This is a genomic window from Flavobacterium anhuiense (assembly GCF_900101855.1).
GTDB classification, from domain to species: domain Bacteria; phylum Bacteroidota; class Bacteroidia; order Flavobacteriales; family Flavobacteriaceae; genus Flavobacterium; species Flavobacterium anhuiense.
The window spans coordinates 564,348-590,834 of sequence record NZ_FMVC01000003.1 but is presented as its reverse complement, the minus strand read 5'-3'; the positions used below and the strand labels follow the sequence as shown (position 1 = coordinate 590,834).

Annotated in this window: 18 protein-coding genes; 2 read left to right on the top strand and 16 right to left on the bottom strand. The window is 36.2% G+C overall.

From position 1 onward, the window contains the following. Nucleotides 1–95 precede the first annotated feature (95 nt). The 8 genes from BLP44_RS10460 to BLP44_RS10425 all read right to left on the bottom strand — a co-directional run bounded on the left by BLP44_RS10460 (nucleotide 96) and on the right by BLP44_RS10425 (nucleotide 11,798). On the bottom strand, nucleotides 96–1,550 hold the full coding sequence (locus BLP44_RS10460; RefSeq protein ID WP_091132608.1) for a sulfatase family protein: 1,455 nt from the start codon (nucleotides 1,548–1,550) through the stop codon (nucleotides 96–98). 163 nt (nucleotides 1,551–1,713) lie between these two features. Further along, the gene (locus BLP44_RS10455) at nucleotides 1,714–2,856 is read right to left on the bottom strand and encodes a cytochrome-c peroxidase (RefSeq protein ID WP_170830228.1); all 1,143 of its coding nucleotides are present in this window, start codon (nucleotides 2,854–2,856) and stop codon (nucleotides 1,714–1,716) included. Between the two features lie 134 nt (nucleotides 2,857–2,990). Further along, entirely contained in the window at nucleotides 2,991–4,454 is a 1,464-nt protein-coding gene (locus BLP44_RS10450; protein ID WP_091132605.1) for a hypothetical protein, read from the bottom strand. Beyond that, nucleotides 4,441–5,901, bottom strand: coding sequence for a RagB/SusD family nutrient uptake outer membrane protein (locus BLP44_RS10445; protein WP_244511743.1), 1,461 nt, complete (start codon nucleotides 5,899–5,901; stop codon nucleotides 4,441–4,443). The genes BLP44_RS10450 and BLP44_RS10445 overlap by 14 nt, the downstream gene beginning before the upstream one ends. A 4-nt stretch (nucleotides 5,902–5,905) precedes the next feature. Further along, nucleotides 5,906–9,265 carry a SusC/RagA family TonB-linked outer membrane protein gene (locus BLP44_RS10440; protein ID WP_091132597.1) on the bottom strand — a complete coding sequence of 1,120 codons (3,360 nt, stop codon included), beginning with the start codon at nucleotides 9,263–9,265 and terminating at the stop codon, nucleotides 5,906–5,908. Nucleotides 9,266–9,275: 10 nt separating this feature from the next. Continuing rightward, entirely contained in the window at nucleotides 9,276–10,379 is a 1,104-nt protein-coding gene (locus BLP44_RS10435; RefSeq protein ID WP_091132594.1) for a FecR family protein, read from the bottom strand. Between the two features lie 67 nt (nucleotides 10,380–10,446). Further along, entirely contained in the window at nucleotides 10,447–11,046 is a 600-nt protein-coding gene (locus BLP44_RS10430; RefSeq protein ID WP_091132590.1) for an RNA polymerase sigma-70 factor, read from the bottom strand. Nucleotides 11,047–11,366: 320 nt separating this feature from the next. Next, nucleotides 11,367–11,798, bottom strand: a complete 432-nt coding sequence (locus BLP44_RS10425) for a DUF1810 domain-containing protein (RefSeq protein WP_091132586.1) — start codon at nucleotides 11,796–11,798, stop codon at nucleotides 11,367–11,369. Nucleotides 11,799–12,159: 361 nt separating this feature from the next. On the opposite strand from BLP44_RS10425, the gene BLP44_RS10420 reads away from it, so the two are divergent. Next, nucleotides 12,160–12,909 carry a 4-hydroxy-tetrahydrodipicolinate reductase gene (locus tag BLP44_RS10420; protein ID WP_066035249.1) on the top strand — a complete coding sequence of 250 codons (750 nt, stop codon included), beginning with the start codon at nucleotides 12,160–12,162 and terminating at the stop codon, nucleotides 12,907–12,909. A 211-nt stretch (nucleotides 12,910–13,120) separates the two neighbouring features. On the opposite strand, the gene BLP44_RS10415 is transcribed toward BLP44_RS10420, so the two are convergent. From BLP44_RS10415 to BLP44_RS10400, 4 genes are all read right to left on the bottom strand, one after another. Continuing rightward, nucleotides 13,121–13,867, bottom strand: a complete 747-nt coding sequence (locus BLP44_RS10415; RefSeq protein WP_066034940.1) for a succinate dehydrogenase/fumarate reductase iron-sulfur subunit — start codon at nucleotides 13,865–13,867, stop codon at nucleotides 13,121–13,123. 85 nt (nucleotides 13,868–13,952) lie between these two features. After that, on the bottom strand, nucleotides 13,953–15,863 hold the full coding sequence (locus tag BLP44_RS10410) for a fumarate reductase/succinate dehydrogenase flavoprotein subunit (protein WP_091132583.1): 1,911 nt from the start codon (nucleotides 15,861–15,863) through the stop codon (nucleotides 13,953–13,955). A 91-nt stretch (nucleotides 15,864–15,954) separates the two neighbouring features. Beyond that, nucleotides 15,955–18,870 (bottom strand): PQQ-dependent sugar dehydrogenase, encoded by a 2,916-nt coding sequence (locus BLP44_RS10405; protein ID WP_091132581.1) that lies wholly within the window; start codon nucleotides 18,868–18,870, stop codon nucleotides 15,955–15,957. A gap of 341 nt (nucleotides 18,871–19,211) precedes the next feature. Next, the gene (locus BLP44_RS10400) at nucleotides 19,212–20,489 is read right to left on the bottom strand and encodes an acetyl-CoA C-acetyltransferase (protein ID WP_091132578.1); all 1,278 of its coding nucleotides are present in this window, start codon (nucleotides 20,487–20,489) and stop codon (nucleotides 19,212–19,214) included. Between the two features lie 238 nt (nucleotides 20,490–20,727). Here BLP44_RS10400 and BLP44_RS10395 point away from each other — a divergent pair, with 238 nt between their 5' ends. Further along, on the top strand, nucleotides 20,728–23,166 hold the full coding sequence (locus tag BLP44_RS10395; RefSeq protein ID WP_091132575.1) for a TonB-dependent receptor: 2,439 nt from the start codon (nucleotides 20,728–20,730) through the stop codon (nucleotides 23,164–23,166). Nucleotides 23,167–23,431: 265 nt separating this feature from the next. Here BLP44_RS10395 and BLP44_RS10390 read toward each other — a convergent pair whose 3' ends face one another. The 4 genes from BLP44_RS10390 to BLP44_RS10375 form a co-directional block, all read right to left on the bottom strand. Beyond that, nucleotides 23,432–24,454 (bottom strand): LLM class flavin-dependent oxidoreductase, encoded by a 1,023-nt coding sequence (locus BLP44_RS10390; RefSeq protein WP_091132916.1) that lies wholly within the window; start codon nucleotides 24,452–24,454, stop codon nucleotides 23,432–23,434. Nucleotides 24,455–24,562: 108 nt separating this feature from the next. After that, nucleotides 24,563–24,970 carry a DUF1634 domain-containing protein gene (locus tag BLP44_RS10385; RefSeq protein ID WP_091132570.1) on the bottom strand — a complete coding sequence of 136 codons (408 nt, stop codon included), beginning with the start codon at nucleotides 24,968–24,970 and terminating at the stop codon, nucleotides 24,563–24,565. Beyond that, nucleotides 24,957–25,793 (bottom strand): sulfite exporter TauE/SafE family protein, encoded by an 837-nt coding sequence (locus tag BLP44_RS10380; protein ID WP_091132566.1) that lies wholly within the window; start codon nucleotides 25,791–25,793, stop codon nucleotides 24,957–24,959. The genes BLP44_RS10385 and BLP44_RS10380 overlap by 14 nt, the downstream gene beginning before the upstream one ends. 199 nt (nucleotides 25,794–25,992) lie before the next feature. Then, nucleotides 25,993–26,427, bottom strand: coding sequence for a DoxX family membrane protein (locus tag BLP44_RS10375; protein WP_091132562.1), 435 nt, complete (start codon nucleotides 26,425–26,427; stop codon nucleotides 25,993–25,995). Between the last annotated feature and the right edge of the window lie 60 nt (nucleotides 26,428–26,487).

Here is a 26,487-nt window from a genome sequence, read left to right as displayed (position 1 = left end):
GATAGATACCAATTGTTGTAAGATTATCGAAAAAACTTTCATCTTATAATTGATTTTTCAATTAAAAAGCCCGATTGTGGTCGGGCTCTTATATTTTAATATGTAGCAGGTTTTCTAATATTTTTTCCAACCTTTTGATTTAAATCATCACCAAGATCTTCTCTTGCAGTATCTGCAATTTTCTGAATTTCGGCTACAATTTCGGGATATAATTGCTGCACATCACGCACTTCTCCCGGATCGTGCGCTAAATCGTAAAGTGCCATAGGAAATTCTGCAGACGCACCTTCACCGCGATATCCATCTTTTCCTTGTAGCTTTTTGTTGTAGGTTATGCCTTTGTGCGGAAAAACCAATTTCCAGTGTTTGTAGCGAATAGCTTCTAGATTATTGCTTCCAACTCCAAAATAATAATAAAAAATTTCTCTCGGACCAGAAGCTGTTTTTCCAGTTAAGACAGGAAGAAAATTTAAACCGTCAATTTGATTTTTAGGTAAAGAAGCTCCTGTTATTGTGGCAATTGTAGGTAATAAATCCATATTGGTCATAAGCGAACTGTTTACAGAACCGCCTTTTATTTTGCCAGGCCAACGAATCAGGAAAGGAACTCTTGTGCCGCCTTCCCAAGTGGTAGATTTTCCTTCTCTAAAACCTCCCGAAGAACCTGCATTATCACCAAAAACAAGCCAAGGCCCATTGTCGCTGGTGATGATTAAAACGGTGTTTTTAGCAATTCCTTCTTTATCTAGCGCATTTATAATTTCGCCAATAGACCAATCCAGTTCCATAATAACATCACCAAAAAGGCCTAAATCGCTTTTGCCTTTAAATTTGTCTGAAACCGCCAAAGGAGCGTGAGGCAGAGGATGAGTAAGATATAAAAAGAAAAGATCTTTTTTGTTTTTTTTGATAAAACCAATAGCTTTTTCGGTAAAAAGCGTGGTTAGTTTTGAAGCATCTTTGATGTTTTCAATCGTGTCAATAACGGTTGTATTACTGATTAAAGGAAGCGGAGGAAAGCTCGAACGCATATCTTTAGAATCGGTAACTTTTGAGTAGCCGTCATAATCAATTGGCCATACATCGTGCGAATATGGAATCCCGAAAAATTCATCAAAACCATAATTGGTAGGCCAGTAAGGCAATACATTACCTAAATGCCATTTGCCATAATTGGCAGTTTTGTAACCGTTTTTCTTTAAAAGCGATGCAATCGTTTCTTCATTCGGATTCAAAGCGTGTTTAGCTCCTGGAAGCAATACGCCCGACATACCAATTCTATTAGGATAACAGCCTGTTAGTAAGGCAGCTCGAGAAGCTGTACAAATAGCTTGTCCAGCATTAAAATTGGTTAAACGCATGCCTTCTTCGGCAATTTGATTGAAATGCGGAGTATTAACTCCCGTCATTCCGTATGGTTCTGTGTCGCCATAACCCATATCATCCATGTTAATGATAATGATATTGGGTTTAGAGTTTGAGTTTTTACTTTGAGCAATGCCTAAAGAGGTAATTGCCGAAAGAAAGAGCAAGAAGAAACTTCTTTTCATAACTTGTGGTTTTTGGAATAATTAATAATTGCATGGCGTATAAGTTTGGTTGAGCACAAATATATTCAAAAGATGAAGTTTAAAAACAAAAAAAGCCCGTTTCATAAAGAAACAGGCTTGGAGGATTTGCAGTTTTTGGGGCAAATGCAAATCATCAACTAACTTATTTTGGCATTTCTGGAATTATAATTCTTCTTGTTGGTGTGCTTAGAGTTTCAATAAAAGCTAGTAAATCACTTATTTCTTCTTTGCTTAAGTTTAATTTTTTAAGTGCAGGGTCCACTTTTGGAATCAAAGAATCGCGAGCAGTTCCTAGATATTTTTTCTGCACAGGAGAAGGATTTCCTAAATTGTATAATTCGACCACGTCCAATAAAGTTGGAAAATGTCCATGATGCATCCATGGTCTTGTGTTTACAACTTCGCGAAGAGTTGGGGTTCTAAATTTGCCAATATCTTTTACATCTTTAGTAACGTTGTAACGTCCGAAATCTTCATTTTTGGTTCCGAATAAAGTCTGCCCGTCATTATGAAACTGATTGTCGCTGAAATAAGGCGTATTGTGGCAGTTGATACATTGTGCTTTGGTTCTGAACAAATGCATTCCATTTACTTGCTGATCGGTATAAATGTCTGATTTTCCGCTTACAAACTGATCAAATTTACTTTTCGGACTATTAATCGATCTTTCGAAAGTAGCAATAGCGTATTGAATTCGCTCTAAAGTCACTTTTTTGTCTCCAAAAGCCTCCGTGAATAAAGAATTGTAACCTTTTATTTTTGCAATCTTGTCAACAGCAATCGTCAATTTTTCATTCATTTCTAAAGGATCCTGAACAGGAAACTGCGCTTGATCTTCAAGACTTGACGCACGTCCATCCCAAAACAGGGAAGTGGCATACGCCGAATTTAAAATGGTCATCGAATTGCGTTTTCCGGTTTGCCTGTCGTGGCCAAATGAACGCGTTAAATTATCTGTCCAGCCCAGTTCAGAATTGTGGCACGAAGCGCATGCAATTTGTCCGCTTCGCGATAATCTTGGATCAAAAAACAAAATTTTTCCCAAATTTTCTTTTTCTTTCGAATACGGATTATAAGCAGGATAAGGAACAGCGGGTAAAACGCCAATATCCTGAAATTTAGATTTGTCTACACTTTCGTGTAATTCTGCAGCAGGCCATTTTGATGAGTCTCCGCTGGAATAGATTTTTCGTAATTCCTGAATATCAATGTAATCAGGATTTTCCACGCTTTTGTATGCCGTCAAGCATAGCAGGAATAGGAGAGGGAAGATTAGCTTTTTCAATTCTTTTTGGTTTTTGTTTCATCCCGATAGCTATCAGGGCAGGTTTCAAGTTGTCATGGAACTTTGTTAAAGTTTTAAATTTTGACAAAGTTCACTAGGTAAAACATTCATAATTTATAACTGACAATTCATACTTACAACGTAACTTCTTTAGGACACGGAATGCTCAATGCCGTTGGTTTTGGATATGTTCTATTGTTATACATTCTGTATTGTGTTGACACTGTTCCTCCAAATAGTTTATCATTTGTCAGTTTTAATTCAAATGAGATTTCATATAAGCCATTGCTGATTTCTTTGTATGTTCCTTCGCCAGAAATGGCAATAACATGAGTATTTGTTGCACTTGATCCGATTGTAATGTCTTGTGGAATTACTAAAACAGTTCCTTCAGTTTTGCTGTTTCCGTTTGCAGGGAAAAATTCCAAAGCAGATTTAATATTGAATCCAGGAGAAATTGCAGCTGAGTTGCTTTCGTTAGAAAACCATCTTTTTAAACCAAAAGAATTTACTGTATTGGTTCCGCTCGCAACATTAAATCCGATTTTGAAAGCATCGTGATACACATCGTCATTAGGATTTGTTGTTCCTTTGTCGCTATATAATATAGCATTCGGATCATCTTTTGTAACTACAACAGGAAAAGTCAGAGCGTTGAAAGTTTGCCAAGTACAAGTGGTTCCGTTGCTAAACCAATGTTCTCCATAAGTCAAATAAAACGCATTTGTAGGATCGGTAAATTTTGATGCTGGATTTGCCTGAATATCTCTTAGAGATTTTATCGGTTTTACAATTGTCAGATTGGTGTTTCCTGTAGCAGTGTAATTAGGAATATTTATTAAAGTAATTTTTGATTCGTAACGGGCATCATCATTTTGCAGATCTTCTAAAAGAGTTAAATGATATGTTACAGAACTTCTGTTATCGCCAAAATCATCGCGCGTTAAAGAATATTCAAAACCGTTTTGAAATTTGAAAAAATTAGCATTTTTAATTTCTTCAGGGAAAAAGCCATTAGGGAAGTTCACTTCAAAATCAATTGTTTCGCCTACTTCGCCTTTGACATTATACTGCGTTACAGGAAAAGTGTAGTTAGTTGCAATTGTTCCCAAATCAATTTTGAAAGTATTGTTTGGATATGCTGTGTTTAAATTTCCTATATGAATATCAGGATCAGAAACCGTTTCGAGTTTTAGATTGATGCTTTGGTTTGCAGCCCATCTTTTATCAAAAGAAACATAAATGGTATCTGTTAATTTACTGCCTTGAAACGAAAGCTGATTTACTGGATTTACACTAAAGCTATCGCTCACGCCTGATGTTTCAGCGCTGAAATTAGCCGTTACCGTTTCTTTTAACGAACGTGTCGTTAAGGTTACAGGGACTTTTAATGTTTTTACAGACTTGTTTTCATAAGTAGATTGCGGGACTAAACTTCCGTTTATAGTTGGATATTCTAAAGGAGTGTTATCTGCTTTAACCAAAAAGTTGAATCTTATATAGGGATCTATATCAGAACCTAATTTATAATCATCTTTTGAGCACGAAATGTATAATAGCGCTGTTAATAATAGGCTGAATATCTTAATACGAGTCATTTTGCTGCAAGTTTGGGTTAAGATTTGTGTTGAATGTTGGTATTGGCAATACGTATTTTAGAGACGGATACGTCAAACTGCACACATTTGCAAGACAGCCGTCAGTTCTTGAAACGTTTTTATGGTTTCTCGCAATATCAAAGAATAAAAAGCCTTCAAAGCATAATTCTTTCCTTCTTTCTAAAAAGATATTTTCTTTTAGACTTGTTGTATTGGTTAATAATGAAGCATTTGCGCGGGCGCGAATCGTATTGATGTCCGCCATTGCCAAATCTGCTCTGTTGGTTTCTAAAGCGGCTTCGGCACGAATTAGATACATTTCGCTAAGTCTAAATGCTACATAACCAGCATTATCTTGAAATTTTTTTGTAAAGCTGTAATTCACGTAAGTTTGTACGCCTTCAACCAATGTAAAAAGCGGTTTTGTCAAGAATAATTGTTTTCTTAAATCTGAGCTTTCATATAAATTAATCAAATCATTTGAAGCCGTATATTTTTCAAAACTTTGATCTGTATTGTAGCCAAAAACTTTTGACATTGATCCTGCAACATTGTTTTCATTATCCTTAGGAATAGCAAATTCAAGCAAAATTTCTGAAATAGGAAGGTCTGGTTTTTCCCATTCTGCAATTAAACTTTCTTTGCTGGTCAATACAGCTCCAGAATTGGTAATAACATCATTTGCTGTTTCGTAAGCATTTGTCCAATCTCCTTTTTGAAGATAAACTCTAGCCAATAAAGCTTTTGTATTTTTTTGGTTAAAAAAAGAATACGAAGCACCAGAAAGCAAAGAACTATCTGAATAATTGGCTATAGCTGTCTGTAAATCATTAATAATTAAAGCATACGTTTCTGCAGCAGTTTTTCTTGCTGGATATTGCACGCCTCCTTTTATAGATGCAGTGCTGTAAACGATTCCTAGATGTGAAGCGTCGGCAGTATAGTTATAATCCTGACTGTAAACCAGCGATAAAAGAAAATGCGTATAAGCTCTTATGGCCAAGGCTTCTGCTTTTATCTGATTTTTCTCTGCATCAGTAGCGTCGGTTAGGGAAGGAGTGTATTCTAAAATTAGATTTGCCTGATTTATGATATCATAACTATCATCGTAAAATAGTTTGAAATTACTGGTCAGCGCCTGATCATCAAAAGAATAAACCTGTTCAACATTTGAGGGAGTCGAAACTTGTCCTCTAAGACTTCCTGTTGCAATTGGCGTAAACTTGATGTTTCCGCCTTGTAAATCAGCATAAACGGCGTATCGTTCTGTTCGAACATTGGCTTCCAACGAAGAATAAAGTCCTCTAAGCGCTTGTAAAACACCTGTTTTATTCTGCAAAAGTTCGTCAATAGAAGTTTGTGTTCCAGGTTCTTGTTCTAAAAAGTCACTGCAGCTTTGCAATGAAAGGAATAGAAAGAATATTGATAAGTATTTTGAATATTTCATTTTCTTAAAATTTAGCATTAACCCCTAGAGAAATTGTTCTTGCCTGCGGATAAATAAAACTATACTCTCGTACGCCGTTCAATCCTTTTGGACTTTTTTCTTTGTACCAATACGCCACATTTGTAGCATCAGCAAATACAGAAAGTGCATCCAGAAAAGTCTTTTTTAACGGCACATTATAACTTAAATTAATATTGCTGATTCTGATGTAAGTAGCATCATAAACATACTTGCTTAAGTTGGTTATTATTGGAGAAAGCGTCACAGCAGATTGTGTAACGTTGTCACCAGGATTTCTCCAGTAATCGTAGGCATTTACAGAAAGGTTTCTATTTGATGTTACGTTATATTGATCTATAAGAACATTTGATGCTAAAAGATCACCGCCAATTTGATAATCACCTCTAATAGATAAAGTTAGATTATTGTAGAAAGTGAAATTATTATAAAAACCACCATAGGCATCTGCCTGTTTGTCTCCAATGGGTTCCCAGTCGGCAATCGTATATAATTCGCCATACGTTTTCGCATCGTAAACCTGACCATTTTTTTGAATAAGATCTCTTCCTGTAGCTGGATCTACACCTACCCATTTGACTCCCCATAGTGTTGTAGTGCTGTAGCCAATTTTTTGTGCCAATGCGAGATTTGATGCAGAATAGTCGCTTCCCAAACCTTTTAAGTCGGTTACTTTGCTGTCTACTGTAGAAATATTAAATGCCGTTGTCCATTTAAAGGCGTTGCTTTTTACCCATTTAATTCTTGTAGTAAGTTCAAAACCTTTGTTGTACATGCTCGCAGCATTTAATTGTATAGAACCATAACCCGTTTCGGTAGGAATATCTCTAGCTGTAATCAAATTGCTTTTATTGTCATAGTAATATTCTAAAGTCAACTCGACTCTTTTGAAAACATTAAAATCAAATCCAGCGTTGAATTTTGTGTTTTTTTCCCAGCTTAATCTTCCGTTCGGCGCTGCTCCGGGCGTGGCTTCAGTACCGCCATTGTATCCGTTTTGACTTACATTGTATAATCCTTTAGATCTGTACGAACCAATTTTTGAATTTCCTGTTGTACCATAACTTGCTTTTAATTTTAAGAAATCGATCCAAGAATTAGAGCTTAAAAAGTTCTCGTTGCTAATAATCCATCCTGCGCCTAAACCTCCGTTATGAGCCACATCAGTATCATCTCCAAAAACAGAACTCTGATCGCGACGATAATTGGCCAATAAGAAATAACGTTTTTTGTAATTGTAATTTAACTGTGAAAACAAAGAAACTCTGGAGTTATAGCTTATTTCGCTTCGGTAGCTTTGTCCGCTTGTAGATTCATCTTCAGGTGTATCAGGATTGTCGTCTCTTATTGCTTCAGACACTTTATGAATATATTCTGGATTCAAAAATCCAACTCCAGATTTGTAATTGAAATCGGTTTTATCTTCAGCAAGTTCAAAACCAATTATACCATCAATTTCATGAGTTTCGTTCCATTGTTTATTGAATAAAGCTTGTCCTTGCCAGTTCCATTTTGTAGAATTTCTCTGATTGATAAGACGGCGCCCCCAAGCTGGACGTGAAATTCCATCCAACATAAAAGTGCCATTGTACTGTCCGCTTTCATTTGCTGCAGAGAAGTATCGATCCTGTTCTTTATCGGTATAATCCATACCAAAAAGAGTAGAGAATCTAATGTTTTTATTAAGTTTATAAGATAAATTCAGACTTCCTAAAAGACCAAAAGTTTGCGCTTCGTTTTTGTTTTGCTCAATTGCTGCCAAAGGATTTCCCCTAGTAGAACCGCTTACGCCCAAATCGGCATAAGAGCCATCAGCATTATAAACGGCAAGGGTTGGAAGGTAGGCAAAACTATAAAAGATGTTTGGAGCATCTTTTTGTACAAAACTTGGGTTCAGCATCAAATTAATATCCCATTTATCAGAATTATAACCTAAGTTTATTCCAGCATTTAGCTGTTTGGTTTCATTTCCGACCTGCGGTTCGTCAATTTTTGTATAGCTTATGTTTGTACGGTACGAAAATTTAGAAGTAGAACCCGAAACATTAAAATTGTACTTATTGTATATTCCTGCGCGGTTTAATATATTGAACCAATCTGTGTTAATGCCGTTGTAAGAAACGGGAACATAACCAGGTGTAGTATTCTTCATAAACTCATTTCGCAGTTCTGTGTATTGCTCTCCGCTTAAATATTTAATCTGATTAATGGCAGAAGAAACTCCAAGCTGATTTGAAAAACCAAATTGTGTTTTTCCTTTTTTACCCTTTTTAGTTGTAATCAAAATCACGCCATTAGCTCCATCAGCCCCATAAATTCCAACTGCTGCGGCATCTTTTAAAACAGAAATAGTTTCGATATTTTCTGGTGCAATTTTCATTAAAGGATTTGCCAGATTTTCGGCAAAATCACCACTTCCGTTAAAATTGGCGCTGTCAATAGCATATTCCTCACTCATTACAACACCGTCAACAATAAAGAGAGGCTGAGAAGAAGTTCCTGAAATGGCACCGCTTAAAGAAGATAAAGTTCCTTGCCCGCGAATATTGATTTTAACTGGTCCGCCAACACCAGAAGTATTTTCGACCAAAACCCCTGCAATTTGTCCTGTAATCATTTTGTCAAAACTTTCAGAAGCCTGTTCAACTGCGATGTCTTTTGCCTGTAAAGTCGAAATACTTCCGACAATTTCTTCTTTTAATTTTGTAGTTCCATAAGAAGAAGTAATGATAACAGGATTCAATTCATCTGTAACTTCTTGAAGATAAAAAACAAATTCTTTTTTGTAACCCGCTGTTTGCGATTGTGGTTCCATTCCTAAATAAGCAACTTCAAGAATCTGATCCTTAATGTTTTCGCCTTTTAGTTCATAAGCAAATTTTCCATTTGAATCGGTTATGGCACCCATTCCAGTTCCATTTACGCGAATAGTGGCACCAGGAAGAGGCTGTTTGTCTTTTGCGCTGTAAACTGTTCCTTTAATCATCCGTTCAGTTTCCTGGTTACCAGAATTAGATTTATCAACTCGAGTCGCATCTGTCAATAAAACTTGCTTTTTCTGAATGTAGTAGGAGATATTCGTGCCTTTCAGCAACTTCTTTAAAGCTGTTTCTAAGGTGGCATTATTGACATCTAAATCAGCTAATTGATCGGTATCTATTTTTTTTGCATTATAAATGATTCTAAAATCACTTTGTTCTTCAATAGATTTGATAATTAGGCTTATAGGTTTATTTTTTACGTGTAATGTTATGAGTTTATTCTGAGAAAATCCTTTAAATCCAGATAAGAGAATGGCTAAGAAAAACAGAATTTTTCTTAAAAAGGGCAGTATCGTAAATGTCATGGTTATGTATTTATCGCGGATTGGTAATTGTAATGGTTTTTTGGTCAATTGAATAATTAAAAGGCGTGTCACGTTTTAGGAGGTCTAAAATGTTCTCGACACTAGATTCGCTAATTTTAATTGTACCTGTGAAATTCTGTTTGGCCAAATCAGAATTTTCGTTGATAATTTCAACATCATAAGTACGCTGAATAATTTTAGCGATTATAGAAAATGGCGTGTCTTTAAAAGCAAGCTCACCTTTTGTCCAGGCAACATAAAAGGCTGGATCGACTTCTTTTACAGCCAGTTTTTTCGAGTTATTCTGCCATGTTGCCATTTGATTTGGTTCTAACAGAATAACGTTGGTAGAATTAGCAGCTTCAGACATTCGAATGCTTCCCTCAATTAATGTACTATTAACTGTAGGGTTTTCAGGATATGCGCTCACATTAAAGGTAGTCCCGAGAACTTCAATATCTGCCTGATTTGCATGAACGATAAACGGATGCATTTTATCTTTTGCCACTTCAAAAAATGCTTCACCGGTTAAGTATACATCTCGGTTTCCATTTAGACCAAACTGTTCTGGATAACGTAAACTTGTTCCGGAATTTAAACTCACAATAGTACCATCTGAGAGTTTAAGTTTGAAACGTTTTCCGTACGGAACAGAGAGAGTATTGTAAATCACTTTTTGATCTGCGACTTTACCAAAATAAACAATTTCATTCGGAAATTTTTTGGCAATCAATTCGCCTTTATCATTTAGCAAAGCAGTCTGAGCTTTTCCAGATAAATATTCCAGACGGCCGTCGCCCAATTCCAGAACAATTTCTTTTGGATTTTCAGTTGTTTTGTTCAATAAGAAAATAGTCGTTCCTAAGCCCAGAAATACTAAAAATATCGCAGCGTACTGTACATACTGTCTGATTTTATTTTTGGGTTGCATCTGGATTACCGGAGCGGTTTCAATAGATAAATCAGAAGAAAGAGTGGTTAATGCCCAGATCTTCTTAGCCTTTATAAATTGATTTTTGTTTTCGTCAGATGCCTCGATCCAGTCAAAAAGTGCCTGAACTTCTTGTTCCGAAGCTTCATTTGAAAGGTATTTGCTTATTATTTCAGATGTCATGTCTGCTTTTTTAAACTTCTCACATTGTAAGTACACCTCAGAATTAAAATACCCTATCTTTTTATTCTTAATTATTATAAATAAGGATAAAAATCAAGAACAAATAATCAGACAATCTGGTCTTTAGAATTTTTAAAGCCTTTGTCATGTGGGCTTCTACGGCTTTTAGCGAGACTCCCAATTCTTCGGCGATTTCTGCATTTTTTTTATTTTCAAAGCGTTTTTTAATAAAAACTTCTCTGGTTTTTGGAGGAAGATAGCTGATAGATTCGTGAATAATGCGTTCTAGTTCGGTTAATTCTAGAGGGTCGAACTGAATTGAATTTAAAACTTCAATATTCAATTCTCTTTCTTTGTGGTTTAAGAGGTCATTTTTGAATTTGTTCTTCACTTTGTTGTGGCGGATCAAATTCAAGCATTTTGATTTGGCATAAGTAAACAAGAAAGCTTGGATTCCGTTTAAAGACTCCACATTTTCTCTGCTTTGCCATAGGTGTAGTAAGGCTTCCTGAGCCAGATTTTCAGCTTCGTCCTGATCATAAATAAACTGAATGCTGAAAGACTGGATTCTCTTAAAATATTTATCGTAAAAAAACTTGAATGCAGTTTCGTCGCCTTCCTTAAAGGAATGGAAAAGATCTAATTCGAAACGGACATTCTTATTCATTAAACGAAATTTACTTTGGAGAAAACAATATTAAGTAAATTTTATAAACAACTCAATTTTGCTCAGAAAGCGGCAAATATAAAAGTTTATTTATATTAATTCTAAATAAAATAAAAATAAAGATGTTTCTTGAAAAAATTATTCAGAATAGGTTTATTTATGTACTGTTTAACCGCTTATTTTAACCGCAAAGTGCGCAATGGTTTATTCTATGTAATGCTTAATTAAAACGCAAAGTTCGCAAAGCTTTGGCAAAAAAAAACTTTGCGTTCTTTGCATATCCCGATAGCTATCGGGATTTCGCTCTTTGCGGTTAAATATCAAAGATTGCTATATAATAATTGTAGTGTATGAAAATCGGATGAACCGTCAAAGTATTTATAAAGCACTTCCTGAAAAATAGGTTCTGTATTTTGAACGCTGGCAAATAAAGTCATACAAGATTGAAGATTTTCTACATCTATGCTTTCAAAAATATCTGATACGTTTTCTTCTTTTTTAATTAATTCAGAAGTAATTTCTAAAAGATGTTTTCCTAAAATGGGATGTTCAAGAAAAGCAATTGCTTCGTCGGCATTTTTGATTTCGTAAAATTTAGATGTATCGCTCGAGCCCATTCCTTTTATTTGAGGAAAAATAAACCACATCCAAGGAGACTCTTTTTTGCCATTTTTAATTTCGTCTAGAGCTGTTAAGTACAATTTGTTTTGAGCATCTAAAAAACGAAGTAATCCATTGTTATTGTAAGCCATTATTTACGATATTAATTTGGGGATATCAGGTCATAAATCTAGTCAAAATATGTTTACTTGTATAGCGCGAAACTTATTTTTTAAAGCCAATTTTTAACATTTTAAATGAGATAATTTAAAAAAGCAATTTGCTGTAAAATTTTATGCTTTTATAGTACATTAACAGATAAAGTTGTGTTAATTAATTTTTTAATTGTTATAAAAAGCATTTTTAATTGGTGGTTCTGTTATGATTTTTCTATTTTTATAAACAGACGGTTTAAAAACTGTCCGAAAAAAATAAATTAGACTTGATATTGGCCATCTTACAATATCAATATTTTCAACCGGGCAAGCTTCGCCCATAAAAAAATAAATGCTTATGAAAATAGGATTAATCGGATTCGGAAAAACTGGAAAATCAGTAGCTTCAATATTATTAGAAAATAAAAAATTCTGTTTAGAATGGGTTTTACGCCAAAGTACGGTTTTAGAACACAGATCGGTTCCAGAATTTTTTGGAGTGCAGTCAGAAGAACCCGGCTTAATCTATTCTAGTTCTAAAACTTCTATAGAAGAATTATTAGAAAAACATCCTGTTGATGTCATTATCGATTTTTCGTCACATCAAGGCATATATACATATGGAGAAGTAGCTGCAAAAAAGCAAGTGAAAATTATTTCTGCTATTTCACATTATAAAGATAAAGAGTTGGCTTTCCTGAAAAAGCTTTCGAAAAAAACTACTGTATTTTGGTCACCAAATATTACTTTGGGAGTGAACTATTTATTGTTTGCAGCCAAGTTTTTAAAGAAAATTGCACCTTGGGTCGATATTGAAGTGAATGAAGAACATTTTAAAACGAAACAAGGAACATCTGGAACAGCAGTAAAAATAGCAGAAGCGCTTGATGTAGATAAAGAAAATATTAATTCGGTTAGGGCAGGAGGAATTGTAGGTAAACATGAAGTTATTTTTGGTTTTCCTTTTCAAACCGTGCGTTTAATTCACGAATCGATTTCCAGAGAAGCTTTTGGAAACGGAGTTATTTTTGTGGCCGAAAATCTTAAAGAGAAAGAAAAAGGATTATATAATTTTGAAGATATCCTGACGCCTTATTTTACGGTGTAGTTTGCCACGAAGACGCTAAGGCACAAAGTTTTTTTTATACGGATTTTTTTGTCTTCCTGAAGCGGAGTCGAAGGATAAGCGCAATGTATTTAAAGTACAATTGAATCTCACAATCCCGATAGCTATCGGAAGCAGAGGCGCAAAGTTTTTAAAATTTAAAAAACTAAAAAAAGAAAAGCTTTGCGGCTTTGTGCCTTTGCGACAAAAAAACTTACTTCCTAAAAGTCAAAGCCTTCATATACTCCAAATTCATTTTAGCAATTGAAAGTACCGAAATTCCTTGCGGACATTCGATTTCGCAGGCTCTAGTATCCGAACACGCTCCAAATCCTTCTTCATCCATTTGTTTTACCATTGAAACAGCGCGTTTAGGAGCTTCTAATTTTCCTTGCGGTAAAAGCGCTAGATGCGTTATTTTGGCGCCAACAAATAAAGCTGCGCTAGCATTTTTGCATGAAGCAACACAGGCTCCGCATCCGATGCAGGCAGCAGCGTCAAAAGCAGCTTCAGCGGTTTCATACGAAATCGGAATGCTGTTGGCTTCGGGCGCCTGACCCGTCGAAGCGCCAATAAAACCTCCTGAAGCAATAATGGAATCAAAAGCTTTGCGGTCAATTTTCAAATCGCGTAAAACGGGAAAAGCTTTTGCTCGAAACGGTTCAATATAAATAGTATCTCCATCTTTAAAACTTCTCATGTGAAGCTGGCAGGTTGTAGTGTTTTTAAGAGGTCCGTGAGCACGGCCGTTAATCATGACCCCACATTGTCCGCAGATTCCTTCACGGCAATCATGATCAAACTCTATCACGCGTTCTCCCTGTTGAATAAGAGACTCATTTAAAAGATCCAGCATTTCTAGAAACGACATATGTTCTGATACTCCATCAATTTCATAATCGGTCATTTCTCCTTTTGTAGAAGAATTAAACTGTCGCCATATTTTTAGATAAAGTTTCATAGATAATTACGAGTTATGAATTATGAATTATGAATTATGAATTATGAGTTGTTAATTAATAATTTACAATTAACAATTCACCATTTTATTTATAGCTTCTCACTGTAAGTTCTACCGATTCAAAGGTTAAAGGTTCTTTATGGAGTTCAGGTTCATTATTTACTCCTTTCCATTCCCAAGCCGATACATAACAGAATTCATCGTCGTTACGGACAGCTTCTCCATCAACGGTTTGATATTCTTCTCTAAAATGAGCCCCACAGGATTCTTCACGCTGTAAGGCATCGTAACACATTAATTCGGCCAATTCTATATAATCTGCAATTCGTCCCGCTTTTTCAAGTTCGCTGTTTAAAGTGTTATCGCCAGTAATTCTGAGATCTTTTTCAAATGAAGCTTTGAGTTCTCGAATTTCGACTATTGCTTCTTCTAGTTTTTCTCTGCTTCGCGAAAGACCGCATTTTTCGTACAAAAGACGTCCGATTTTTTTATGGAAATAATCTGCAGAAAGTGTTCCGTTGGTATGTAAAAAACGATCCAGCTGTCTTCTCACTGTTTTTTCAGCTTCTTCAAATGCGGGATGCGAAATATCAGGTTTAGGCAAATTCAATTCGCCTGCCAAATAGTTCGGAATAGTGTAGGGAGCAATAAAATAACCATCGACACAAGCTTGAAGCAGTGAATTTGCCCCAAGACGATTTGCTCCATGGTCCGCAAAATTAGCTTCACCTAAAGCAAACAAGCCTGGAATCGTAGTCATAAGCTCATAATCGACCCAAAGTCCACCCATGGTAAAATGAGCCGAAGGCGAAATCAGCATCGGTTCTTTGTAAGCGTTTATGCCTGTAATCTTTTCGTACATAGCAAAAAGATTACTGTATTTGGCTTCTATTTTATCTTTTCCCTGCGCTTTTATGGCATCTGAGAAATCGAGATAGATGGCATTTTTCATAGGTCCAACGCCATGGCCGGCATCAATTCTTTCTTTTGCGGCTCTTGACGAAATATCTCTTGGAGCCAGATTTCCAAATGAAGGATAACGGCGCTCTAAATAATAATCACGCTCTTCTTCGGGAATGGCATTTGCATTTCGGTCATCTGCGGCTTTTTTTGGAACCCAGATTCGTCCGTCATTTCGAAGCGATTCAGACATTAAAGTCAGTTTGGATTGATTTTCACCATGCTGCGGCAATGAAGTAGGATGAAATTGAATCCAGCTTACACCAGCCATAAATGCGCCTTTTTTGTGCGCGCGCCAAATGGCAGAACTGTTACAGCCCATAGCTAAAGTAGACAGATAATATACTTTTCCGTAACCGCCAGAAGCCAGAACAACAGCATCTGCAGCATGGCGTTCCAATTTGCCAGTTTCAAGATTTCGTGCAATTATGCCTTTGGCTTTGCCATCAATGACCACAAGTTCGAGCATTTCGTGACGGGTGTACAAAGATACTTTTCCCAAAGCTGCCTGACGTTCCAAGGCTTGATAAGCTCCTAATAAAAGCTGTTGTCCTGTCTGTCCTCTAGCATAAAAAGTTCGAGAAACCTGAACGCCTCCAAAAGATCTGTTGTTTAGATAACCAGCATATTCACGGGCAAAAGGAACTCCTTGTGCGACAGCATGGTCAATTAAAGCAGCAGAACATTCGGCCAAGCGATAAACATTGGCCTCACGAGATCTAAAATCGCCGCCTTTTATAGTGTCGTAAAACATTCTGAAAGTACTGTCGCCATCATTTTTGTAGTTTTTGGCAGCATTTACGCCACCTTGTGCAGCAACAGAATGCGCACGTCTAGGAGAGTCCTGAAAACAAAAAGACTTAATATTATAGCCTTGTTCTGCCAGCGATGCAGCGCATGAAGCTCCTGCAAGACCTGTACCCACGATTATAATATTAAGTTTTTTCCGATTTGCTGGATTTACCAGCTTAGCTTTCGATTTATAAGTACTCCATTTTTCTGAAAGTGGTCCTTCGGGTATTTTTGATTCCATCATTTTTATTGTTTTAAAATGAATTGATGCAAAACTTTAAAAGCAACTATACTTTAGGGACTCCAATATACTATAAAAATCTTATAAAATGAAATTATTGTTTACTGATTATCATGGCTTTACTCGTTGTGTTAGATTTTATGAAATAAATGCCTGAAGGATATTCGGAGATCGAAATAATATTTCCTGCTCCTTGTTTAATTTTACTTCCTGTAACTGAATAGATAGTCCATTCTAGCTCTTTTGACAAATGAAATATTCCTTTTGACGGGTTTGGATAAACGATAATTTTATTGGATTCTGCATCTGGATTTTCTACTCCAAGATTACAATTATGGACGTCATAAGTAACTTTTTTTGTATTGCTTCCATTTGAATTAGTAACGGTTAAAGAAATTTCTCGATCTCCTTCTGTAGAAAAAATAACAGAATGCGGACCAATTCCAGTTGCAGTTTGCGGTTGTGCCCCAGCGCCAAAATTCCATGAATAAGAATCAACAGTGCCTACAGAAACTGAAGTAAAGGTGACAGCAGTATTCAAACATCCCATTTGCGGACTATATTCAAAATCGGCAATAGGAGCAGTGGTGCTTCCTGAAAGGACAAATTCCATTTTATTGACATTGATATCATTTTCTTCAAAATATAAAGTGATCACATGAGTTCCTTGTGTCAAAGCTATATTAGGAATTGCGACAGTCTGCCAGTTCTGAAAACCTCCTGTATTAGGTATATTGACAGTTCCAGTTAGGTTTGCGCCATCTACTTTTAAATGTAGTTTTCTGGTGTTGTAAGGAGTAGCAATTCTTAAATTTATCGTGTAATTTCCTGTTGTATTTACTTTGGCGGTATATTTCAGCCATTCATCTTTTACGACATAAGCCAAATTGAATCCGCCTTCGTTACAAGCTTCAGTTCCAACACGGTCGCCTGGTCTGTAAGCCGTATCTCCGCCAGCATTGATATCGAAAATAGCTTCTGGGCCAATATCATAATTTTCTGCTTCTATAGTTCCAGGTATTTGCGCAATTATTCCCTGATAAGGTGCATTTTGAAGTGTAGTTGGGGTATAAAATGCGGTATAGGTAATTGCTCCTGAGGCTGGAGCCTTAAAGGTTTGATTGGCCGTTCCGCCTTGACTCCAATGATCAAAATCATAGCGGATATTGCCTACATACTGTGGTGTTGGAGCGTTTAGAGTCTGTAAAGCAGCATTGGCTACAACTTGTTTTGTAGAAGGTGCAGTAACTGGTTTTTGGTTGAATTCTAAATTAAGGGGTACTGGCGAACTTGCTGCCGTAACGTCAACCAAATTCGGTTTAATGTCTACAAAACTTGTTGCTGTCAATCCGTTGCTATCGGTTACTTTTACCGTAAAGCGATACCAAACATTTGGTGTTTTTTCGCCTTGGTTAGAAGCCATAAAATTGCCTGATTTTACACCCTGCGGACTTGCTCCTGGATGCGAATGTCCTGCTCCTGGAACGTCTTCGTGAAAAAGATCCATGCTCCACGAAAAAGCACTTGCAGGTAGTGCTCCGTCTTCAACATCGTTTGCTGTGGCTTCGAAATAAATAACATCGTCAGCATTCCATTTTAATGTTGGTAATGGAGAAACAATAGAAACCGTAGGTGCATTGCTAAATGGCGTTACAGTTAATACTGCTTGATTACTGGTTACATTTCCCGCGGTATTGGTGACTATTACTCTATAATTTCCGGCATTTGCCGTTGTTACGTTTGGAATAGTATAACTTGCACCAGTTGCCCCGTTTATATTGGCATTATTATATTGCCATTGATAGGTTAAACCTGTTCCACTTGCCGAAACTGTAAAAGTTACAGGTTTGGTTTCCATTATAGATTGTGAAAGTGGATGATTTACTATTGTTGGTGCTGCAGTTTCTATATAATCCAGCTTAATCAGCGAACCATTATTTCCATAAGCGCAATAATAAATATAACCGTCATTGCCTAACATCATTCCAAGAGCCTGCTGTTGCGGAGCGGTAAAAAAGACCGTCGAAACAGGATCGGCAACGTTTGGATCAAAAGACCTAATTTCTGTTCGTACAAAATCTTTAATTATAAATTTTCCTTGAAGATTTGGATAACGAGATATGGCAGGATTATAAAGTACGCCATTAGTCAAAGCATTTCCGATACTTCCAGTAGCATATGTAAAGATTGGATTGGTAAATAAGTTGGTTTCGGTTTGTTTTCCGTCGCCTCCTTGAGGATGACCCCACGCATAATTGCGTATTGTCGGATTACTGATTTCGTTTACTTCTTCCCATGAAGTTCCAACATCTAAGACAAATAGTTTGTTGGCAGTTTCGTTGGCAACTAATCTCCATGGGTTTCTAAAACCGTACACCCAAATGCTTTGTCTTTGTATAGAACCGCTTCCATAATAGGGATTTCCTGGCGCTGGCTGTCCGTCTTCAGTCAAACGGAGAATTTTTCCTTTGTAGGTATCCAAATCCTGTGAATTTGTATTCAGCTGACTATCACCGACTGTTACATAAAGATAGCCGTTAAAAAATTTCAGGTCGCCACCATTATGAAAACCGCCTCCAATAGGTTCCAAAAGCAAAATTTCTTGCCTGTTGATTACTTGGTTGTTGGCATCAATCTTAATTCTTTCAATTCTATGTCGAATTACATTTGCGTCATTTATAGAATAAAAAACATAAACGTAACCATTTGTAGCAAAGTTCGGATGCAAGGTTAATCCGAGTAAACCTTGTTCGTTATCTGTAACAGTTGTTACGGTAAAAACAGTAGACACTGCATTGTTCTGGAATACTTTTACAATACCCGCTCTTTCTGCTATGAAAATTCTTCCGTCAGAAGATTGTTCCAGCGCAAGTCCTTCTTTTATTACAGCTGTTGGAGCAAGGTTTTGGGTAATGTACTGCGAATAGGATAGGGAGTAAATAAATAATACAGCAATAGATAAGAATTGCCTAAATCGCTTTTGAATTTTAAATAGTAGATTTTTTCTCATAATTATTCAGAAATTTTATAGGTTTGGGTACTCAAATTTACCCCTTTTCTGTATAATTATTTAAGATTCTAATGTTATGTTTTCTTTAGACAGAATAACAGCCTGATTTGGATTAGGAATACTTGACTGTTAGAATTATTTTGTAAAGTTTTTGTAGTGTTTTGAATTGTTGGAAAAAACTACTGAAGAAGATTTATTTTGCATTTTTTTCTGATGAATAATCTCTTCCTTCCAAATTTTATATCATTCATTTTAGGGATATTTTAAAAAAAAAGCTAAATCTGCGTGGTTTCTTTTCCCGCAGATTTAGCAGATTATAAAATTAAATTGTGAAAGAGGAATTATTTCTCAATTATCATCGTTACTCCTTGTCCGCCCGCGGCACAAATAGAAATTAACCCTCTTCCAGAACCTTTTTCGTTAAGCAGTTTTGCCATTACACCAATAATTCTTCCTCCAGTTGCAGCAAAAGGATGCGCTGCCGCCAAACTGCTGCCTTTTACATTCAATTTATTTCGAGCAATAGCGCCTAAAGTTTTCTTTAAGCCAATTTCGGCACTCAATTCTGGACTTTCCCAAATTTTTAAAGTAGCTAAAACCTGCGCTGCAAAAGCTTCATGAATCTCATAATAGTCAAAATCTTGCAGGTTTAATTCTGCTTTTTCCAACATTCTAGAAGCAGCAAACAAAGGCGCTAACAAAAGATTTTGCTGATTTTTGACATACTCAATTGCAGCAATTTCTGCGAAAGTGATATAAGCCAAAATAGGAAGTCCCTGTTCTTTTGCCCATTCTTCGCTAGCCAAAAGAACACAAGAAGCACCGTCTGTTAGCGGAGTTGAATTTCCTGCGGTCAAAGTACCGTTTATTTTATCAAAAGCAGGACTTAGTTTTGCTAATTTTTCAATTGTACTGTCTCTTCTTAGGTTATTATCTTTGTCTAATCCGTTGAAAGGAGTTATCATATCAGCAAAAAAACCTTCGTCATAAGCCTTTGCCATATTCAAATGGCTTTTTAAGGCAAACTCATCTTGTTCTTCGCGTGATATTTTATAATATTTTGCAGTAATTTCAGTATGTCCGCCCATAGAAAGTCCCGTTTGTGATTCTTCATTTCGAGGAACTAATGGAGATAAATCTTTCGGACGAAGTTTTAGAAAGGTTTTGATTTTTTCACCCAATGATTTTGCTTTTCGGGCATCTAGCAATATTTTTCGAAGTTTCTCGCTCACAGCAATCGGCATATCACTGATAGAATCTACACCGCCCGCAATTCCAGAATCGATTTGTCCGAGAGCAATTTTATTGGCAATGTAAATAGCGCTTTCAATCCCTGTATCGCAGGCTTGCTGTAAATCGCAAGCAGGAGTAGCGGGGTCAAGACTGGTTTGCATGACACATTCGCGAATCAAATTATTGTCGTAAGTATGTTTGATTACGGCACCTCCGGCAACTTCTCCCAATAATTTTCCTTTTAGATTGTATTTGTCAATAAGACCATTGAGCGATGCGGTCATCATTTCTTTGTTTCCTACGTTAGAATAAGCTGTATTGGCTCTCGCAAAAGGAATTCTGTTATAACCTACAATGGCGACTTTTCTTATTGTATTTGATTTCATATCAGGAAGTTATTTGTTTTTGGTTTTAGAAATTTCGAAGTATAAAGATAGAAATAGATTTTGGTTCGGGACTTAATGTAGATTAATATTGTCAGGAAATAACTTAAAAATTATGGTTTTTAAATTTATTCTGACTGATTTAGCATAATTTGTTTTATTTATTTAGAATGAATTAAAATAATTTGGAAAAGTTAAGATTTGCGCATACTTTTGTCGCTCAATTTAAAATCAAAACCAAATGAAAATAATTTTTAACCCGAAAGTTTATCTTTTCGTGCTGTTCTTGAGCTCATTAAATCTAATGGCACAACAGCTTGGAACTGTAAACGGGAAAGTTTCTTTGAGTGGCAATAAACCAGCAGAAAATATAGCTGTAGCTTTAAAAGGAACAAAATATTCAGATATTACTAGTGTTTCAGGATATTATGAAATTAAAAATGTAAAGCCAGGAACATATACCATTGTATTAAAAGGTGTTGGAATTCAGCCTGTTGAGGATAAAATTTTAGTCAATTCAAAACAAACCACAACTAAGAATTTTTCTCTTTCTGAAAGCCAAGAAGATCTGGAAGAAGTGGTAATTAAAAAGAATAAATACAAACAAGACAAGCCTTCATTGTCATTGCGTCTTCAGACTCCAGTATTAGAAATTCCTCAAAACATACAAATTGTAAGCGGACAGACTTTAAAAGACCAGCAGATTACGAGCATGAGTGACGGTGTAATCCGTAACGTGAGTGGTGCTGTACGTTTGGAGCATTGGGGAGATTTGTATACGAATATTACAATGAGAGGTTCTCAAATTCAAGCTTTTAGAAACGGATTTAACGTGGTTTCTTCGTTTTGGGGACCATTAACAGAAGATATGAGTTTTGTAGATCATATCGAGTTTGTAAAAGGTCCTGCTGGTTTCATGCTTTCAAGCGGCGATCCAAGCGGATTATACAACGTGGTGACTAAAAAGCCTACGGGAGTAACAAAAGGCGAAGTAAGTGTACTTGGCGGAAGCTACGATTTTTACAGAGTAAGTCTTGATCTTGATGGAAAACTAGATAAAAAAGGAAAATTATTATACCGTTTTAACGGAGCAGCACAAAAGAAAGGATCATTCCGTCCGTTTGAGCATAACGACCGTTACGTAATTGCTCCTGTAATTTCTTATCAGATTGATGATAAAACAAAATTGACATTTGAATACAACTTTCAATATGCAAATATGACCGAAGTAGGTTCTTACTATGTTTTTGGACCACAAGCAGGAGGTTATGCAACCTTACCTCGCAATTTTACAATGACACAGCCAGGATTGCCAGACACAAACATTCAAGATCATAGTGGTTATCTACAGTTCGAACATAAGTTTGACGAAAACTGGAAACTTACAGCGCAAACGTCTTATTTTAAATACATTCAGCAGGGATATAGCTCTTGGCCGGGTGTTGTTGGTCCTGGACCAGTTGATAGAAATTTTGATGGCATTCCGGAAGGAAACCTTGCTGCTGGTGAGATTATCAGAAATGTTGGTATTTGGGATGCAGAAAGTAATATGTATTTAGGACAGATTTTCGTAAACGGAAAATTCAATACAGGAAATGTTTCTCATAAAGTATTGGGTGGAGTAGATTTAGGAAACAAAGATTATATGGCAGATTGGGGACAATCTCATGATTTAGATACAGTTGATAATCCGTTTAATGTTTATAATCCAAATTATGGTACGCCATCAAATGGTTTACCGCAATTTGATCACGATACTCCTTTAAGCCAAAGAGCTGGCGGACTTTACGGTTCGAAATATGCGGCAGGTTATGTTCAAGATGAGCTTGGCTTTTTAGAAAATAGATTAAGATTGACCCTTGCTGCAAGATATACTTGGATTAGTCAAACTAGCAGCTACGAGGCAGAACCAATTGAGGATAGCCATATTACGCCTCGTGCTGGTTTAAGTTATTCTATTACTGATGATTTTGCTATTTACGGGTTATATGATCAAGCTTTTACACCTCAATCTGGTGTAGTGAGAAGTGGCGATGTAAAACCTCTTACTGGAAATAATGTTGAATTTGGACTTAAAAAAGATTGGTTTGACGGTTCTTGGAATACAAGTGTATCGGTTTACAATATCTTAAAGAAGAATGAGTTAACAGCAGATCCTAGTAATCAGCCAAACGAACAGTATAAAATTGTTTTGGGAGAAAAAAGAGCTCGCGGTGTTGAATTTGATGTTAGAGGAAAAATCTTTGATGGTTTAAATCTTATTGCAAATTATGCCTTTACAGAATCAACGGTAACTAAAGTTGATCCAGCTGTTTCTCAAGCTAATGGTATTAAGGTTGGAGATATTGTGCCTGGTTATGCAAAACACACTGCAAATGCATGGTTAAATTACACGCTTCAGCATGGAAAATTAAAAGGTTTTGGTGCTTCTCTTGGAGGAACTTTCCTTGACGGACGCCAAACAGATACTTGGAGTGAAGGTCTTCAAAAATTACCTTCTTACTTTAAATTGGATGGAGGTTTATCTTATGAAACTGGTAAAGTCAAAGTTACTGCAAACGTATTCAACATCTTAGATAAATATTTATATAGCGGTTCATTCTACAGTTGGTTAAATGCTTATTACTGGCAGGCTGAAGCTCCAAGAAATTTTAGAGTTGGGGTTACTTATAAGTTTTAAAGGGGCTAAGGTTCTGAGGGACTAAGATTCTGAGGATTATAGTAACAAAGTAACAAAGGAATAAAGGAATAAAGGCTTTAGACAAACTAGAGATGTTTGTCTAAAGCCTTTAATTTTATTTTATAATTTCATCCAGCTAAAGCTGGACGCTATTTAATTTATAAAAAATCCTTTTAATCTGTGTGTCCCGATAGCTATCGGGAGTGGCTTAAAAAAAATCTTTGCGTCTTTGCTCCCGATATTTATCGGGATTGCGAGAATATAATTATGCCTTCTTAATCAACGGAATCAATTTTGTACCAATCAATTCAATGGCATTCATTAATTGTTTGTGTGTCAATCCAGCATTGTCCATCTGAAAAGTAAATCGGTCAACACCGCCCAGTGCTTCGCTGTGACGAAGGATTTTCTCTGCAGTTCTTTCTGGACCTCCAACGATTAAAACGCCTAAATCATCAATTAACCCGTCAAATTTTCCTCTTGTTACAGGAGGCCAACCTCTTTCATAGCCTAATTTGGTCCATAATTCAGCATATCCAGGATAGTATTCTTCAATTGCTTTTTCTGTGGTAGTGCCAACATAACCAGGCGAATGTAAACCAACTTTTAATTCGTTAGGTTTATATCCTGCAGCTTTTCCAGCTTCTCGGTATAAATCGATTAAAGGTCTGAAACGATGTGTTTGCCCGCCAATTATGGCAACCATTAAGGGAAGTCCCAACGAACCTGCTCTAATAAAAGATTCAGGTGTTCCGCCAACGCCAAGCCAAATAGGCAATTTTTCCTGTAAAGCTCTTGGGTAAACCGGTAAATTATTTAGCGCAGGACGAAATTTTCCTTCCCAAGTAACAAATTCATTGTCTCTGATTTGAAGCAATAGCTCGAGTTTTTCTTTAAAAAGAGCATCATAATCTCTCAAATCATATCCAAAAAGGGGATAAGCTTCAATGGCAGATCCTCTACCTACAACAATTTCAGTTCTTCCTTTTGAAATTAAATCTAAAGTCGCAAAACTCTGATAAACTCTAACAGGATCTGCTGCACTTAAAACGGTTACAGCACTTGAGAGTCGAATATTTTTTGTCCTTGCCGCCGCTGCACTCAAAATAACAGCTGTAGCAGAATCTAAAAATTCTTTTTTGTGATGTTCACCAATTCCGAAAACATCTAGACCAGCCTGATCTGCAAATTCAATTCTCTGCAATAGCTGTTCCATGGCATCAACACTGCTCAGTGTATTGTTATCGCCGTACATTGCCGAAGCAAAACTGTCTATTCCTATTTCCATAAGCTTAATTTTAAATTCCAATATTGAGAAATTCCAATATTGAGAAATTCCAAATTCCAAATTTCAAAATCTAAAATCTGAAATCTGAAATCTAAAATCTACAATTATCTAGTGTGAGAATCCAAATGAAATACTGATAATAATAATCGCAATAACAATTAATGTAATGGCGACATATAAATAATCTTTTTCTAATAAAAACGAAAATAGCGAAAGCAAAACACGTAAAACTGGCGTAAGGAAAAGCAAAATAATACCAGTAAATATTAAGGATTCACCATTTCCTTGAATTGCACCATTGTAAACAGCCGCAATTACTTCAAATATATTTCTATCATTTTCTTTAAAAACAGAATAATCTTCAATCTGATTTCCGTTGTGAATCAAATATACAATTCCGCCGATAAAGGCTACTGACAGTGAAATCCAAACTCCGTAACGAAGCAGGTTTCCTATAATGGTTTGAAAATCTTTTTCTCCAAATTTTTCTTCCTGTACCATATTAGATTTTTCCATTTAGTCCGTTATAAATCATGTTTATTGCCAAAACAAAAATCAGGCAGGCAAAAAATATTCTCAACTTCTTCGGATTTGTTCGTACTAAGATCTTGGCTCCAGCCATGGCACCAAACAAAACTCCAATTACAACCGGCATACAGATTCCAGGTTCGATATATCCTTTTTGAATATAAATGACAGAACTCGCCATTGCTGTAACTCCCATCATAAAATTACTGGTTGTGGTGGAAACTTTAAAGGGAACGCGCATGATATTGTCCATTGCAATCACTTTAAAAGCGCCAGAACCAATTCCGAGAAGACCAGACATCATTCCGGCAACTCCCATCATGCTGAAGCCGCCAAGCACGTTTTTAGTTCCGTATTTTATGATCTCACCATCGTGAGAAGGATAAGTTCCGTCTAATTTTAGTTTTTTTGCCAGCGAACTAGACTCCAAGACAATGTGTTCTTCTTTTTTTCGTAACGAATTAATTGCAGAAAAAATCAGCGTTAAACCGAATAAAACCGCTATAAAAGAAGTAGGGGCAATTGTAGAAAGCAAGGCACCGCAAACCGCTCCGATAGTAGTGGCGATTTCGAGAAAAATTCCCATTCTCATGTTGGTGATCCCTTCTTTTACATAAGCTGCGGCAGAGCCAGAAGAAGTAGCAATAACAGAGACCAAAGCGGCTCCAATGGCATAATGAATATCGACACCGAGAATAATAGTAAGAAGCGGAATAATAATGATACCGCCTCCTAAGCCTGATAATGAACCGATAAAACCTGCTAAAAAAGCACCCAGAATCATTATAAGCGTAAAGGTAAGTATTGTCATTTAGTGATGTGTTTTTGTATTTGCTAATTTACGAATACAAATTTGTTCACGAACTTAAATATACCTTAAAAATGTTTATAGTTGATGGTTTGTAGTTTTTGGTTGGTTGTTTGTTTTAGTGTTTTTTGTTTTGACTTTTTGAAGTTTATAGTTTTGTCAAAGCTATAGAGAGCCGTAACTATCAACCATCAACCAAAAACTATATCCTATTGTCAACAGCAAAAGCTGTTTTCCCGATATTGGCCAATAATAAAGCCGCCGCCGCACTTGTCCAAACCGAATAATCGAAAGGCGCTTTTACTGAAACCGAAACGGCCATTGCAAATCCAAAAAAGAACAATAAAAAAGCAGTTCCTAAAGCGGCAAGTCTGGTTTTAAAGCCAAACAATAATAGCAGACTCAACACAACTTCAAAGAAAGTGGCAATCGCGCCTAAAATTTCTGCTGTTGCTTTATTTGCGTAAGGATTTAAAGTGTTAGTGTAAACTACAAAGTTCTCCCAATTTCCCCATGCGACTCCGTTTGAGCCTGGAGCTCCCCAGATTCCAAATCGATCAGCTACAGCTGAAAGCATTGTGATGGCTAAAACTATTCTTAAAATTAAACCTGCTTCTAATATGGTTATGTTTTTCATTCTGATTATTAATTTTTATTGCAATTTCATTCTGCAAATTTTATCTCAAAAAAGACAAAA

Coding starts and splice junctions, on each gene's coding strand:
- BLP44_RS10450 (WP_091132605.1), bottom strand. CDS start 4,454: ATGACTCGTATTAAGATATTCAGCCTATTATTAACAGCGCTATTATAC.
- BLP44_RS10440 (WP_091132597.1), bottom strand. CDS start 9,265: ATGACATTTACGATACTGCCCTTTTTAAGAAAAATTCTGTTTTTCTTA.
- BLP44_RS10445 (WP_244511743.1), bottom strand. CDS start 5,901: ATGAAATATTCAAAATACTTATCAATATTCTTTCTATTCCTTTCATTG.
- BLP44_RS10400 (WP_091132578.1), bottom strand. CDS start 20,489: ATGAAATCAAATACAATAAGAAAAGTCGCCATTGTAGGTTATAACAGA.
- BLP44_RS10435 (WP_091132594.1), bottom strand. CDS start 10,379: ATGACATCTGAAATAATAAGCAAATACCTTTCAAATGAAGCTTCGGAA.
- BLP44_RS10405 (WP_091132581.1), bottom strand. CDS start 18,870: ATGAGAAAAAATCTACTATTTAAAATTCAAAAGCGATTTAGGCAATTC.
- BLP44_RS10460 (WP_091132608.1), bottom strand. CDS start 1,550: ATGAAAAGAAGTTTCTTCTTGCTCTTTCTTTCGGCAATTACCTCTTTA.
- BLP44_RS10390 (WP_091132916.1), bottom strand. CDS start 24,454: ATGGAAATAGGAATAGACAGTTTTGCTTCGGCAATGTACGGCGATAAC.
- BLP44_RS10420 (WP_066035249.1), top strand. CDS start 12,160: ATGAAAATAGGATTAATCGGATTCGGAAAAACTGGAAAATCAGTAGCT.
- BLP44_RS10385 (WP_091132570.1), bottom strand. CDS start 24,970: ATGGAAAAATCTAATATGGTACAGGAAGAAAAATTTGGAGAAAAAGAT.
- BLP44_RS10430 (WP_091132590.1), bottom strand. CDS start 11,046: ATGAATAAGAATGTCCGTTTCGAATTAGATCTTTTCCATTCCTTTAAG.
- BLP44_RS10410 (WP_091132583.1), bottom strand. CDS start 15,863: ATGATGGAATCAAAAATACCCGAAGGACCACTTTCAGAAAAATGGAGT.
- BLP44_RS10380 (WP_091132566.1), bottom strand. CDS start 25,793: ATGACAATACTTACCTTTACGCTTATAATGATTCTGGGTGCTTTTTTA.
- BLP44_RS10375 (WP_091132562.1), bottom strand. CDS start 26,427: ATGAAAAACATAACCATATTAGAAGCAGGTTTAATTTTAAGAATAGTT.
- BLP44_RS10395 (WP_091132575.1), top strand. CDS start 20,728: ATGAAAATAATTTTTAACCCGAAAGTTTATCTTTTCGTGCTGTTCTTG.
- BLP44_RS10415 (WP_066034940.1), bottom strand. CDS start 13,867: ATGAAACTTTATCTAAAAATATGGCGACAGTTTAATTCTTCTACAAAA.
- BLP44_RS10425 (WP_091132586.1), bottom strand. CDS start 11,798: ATGGCTTACAATAACAATGGATTACTTCGTTTTTTAGATGCTCAAAAC.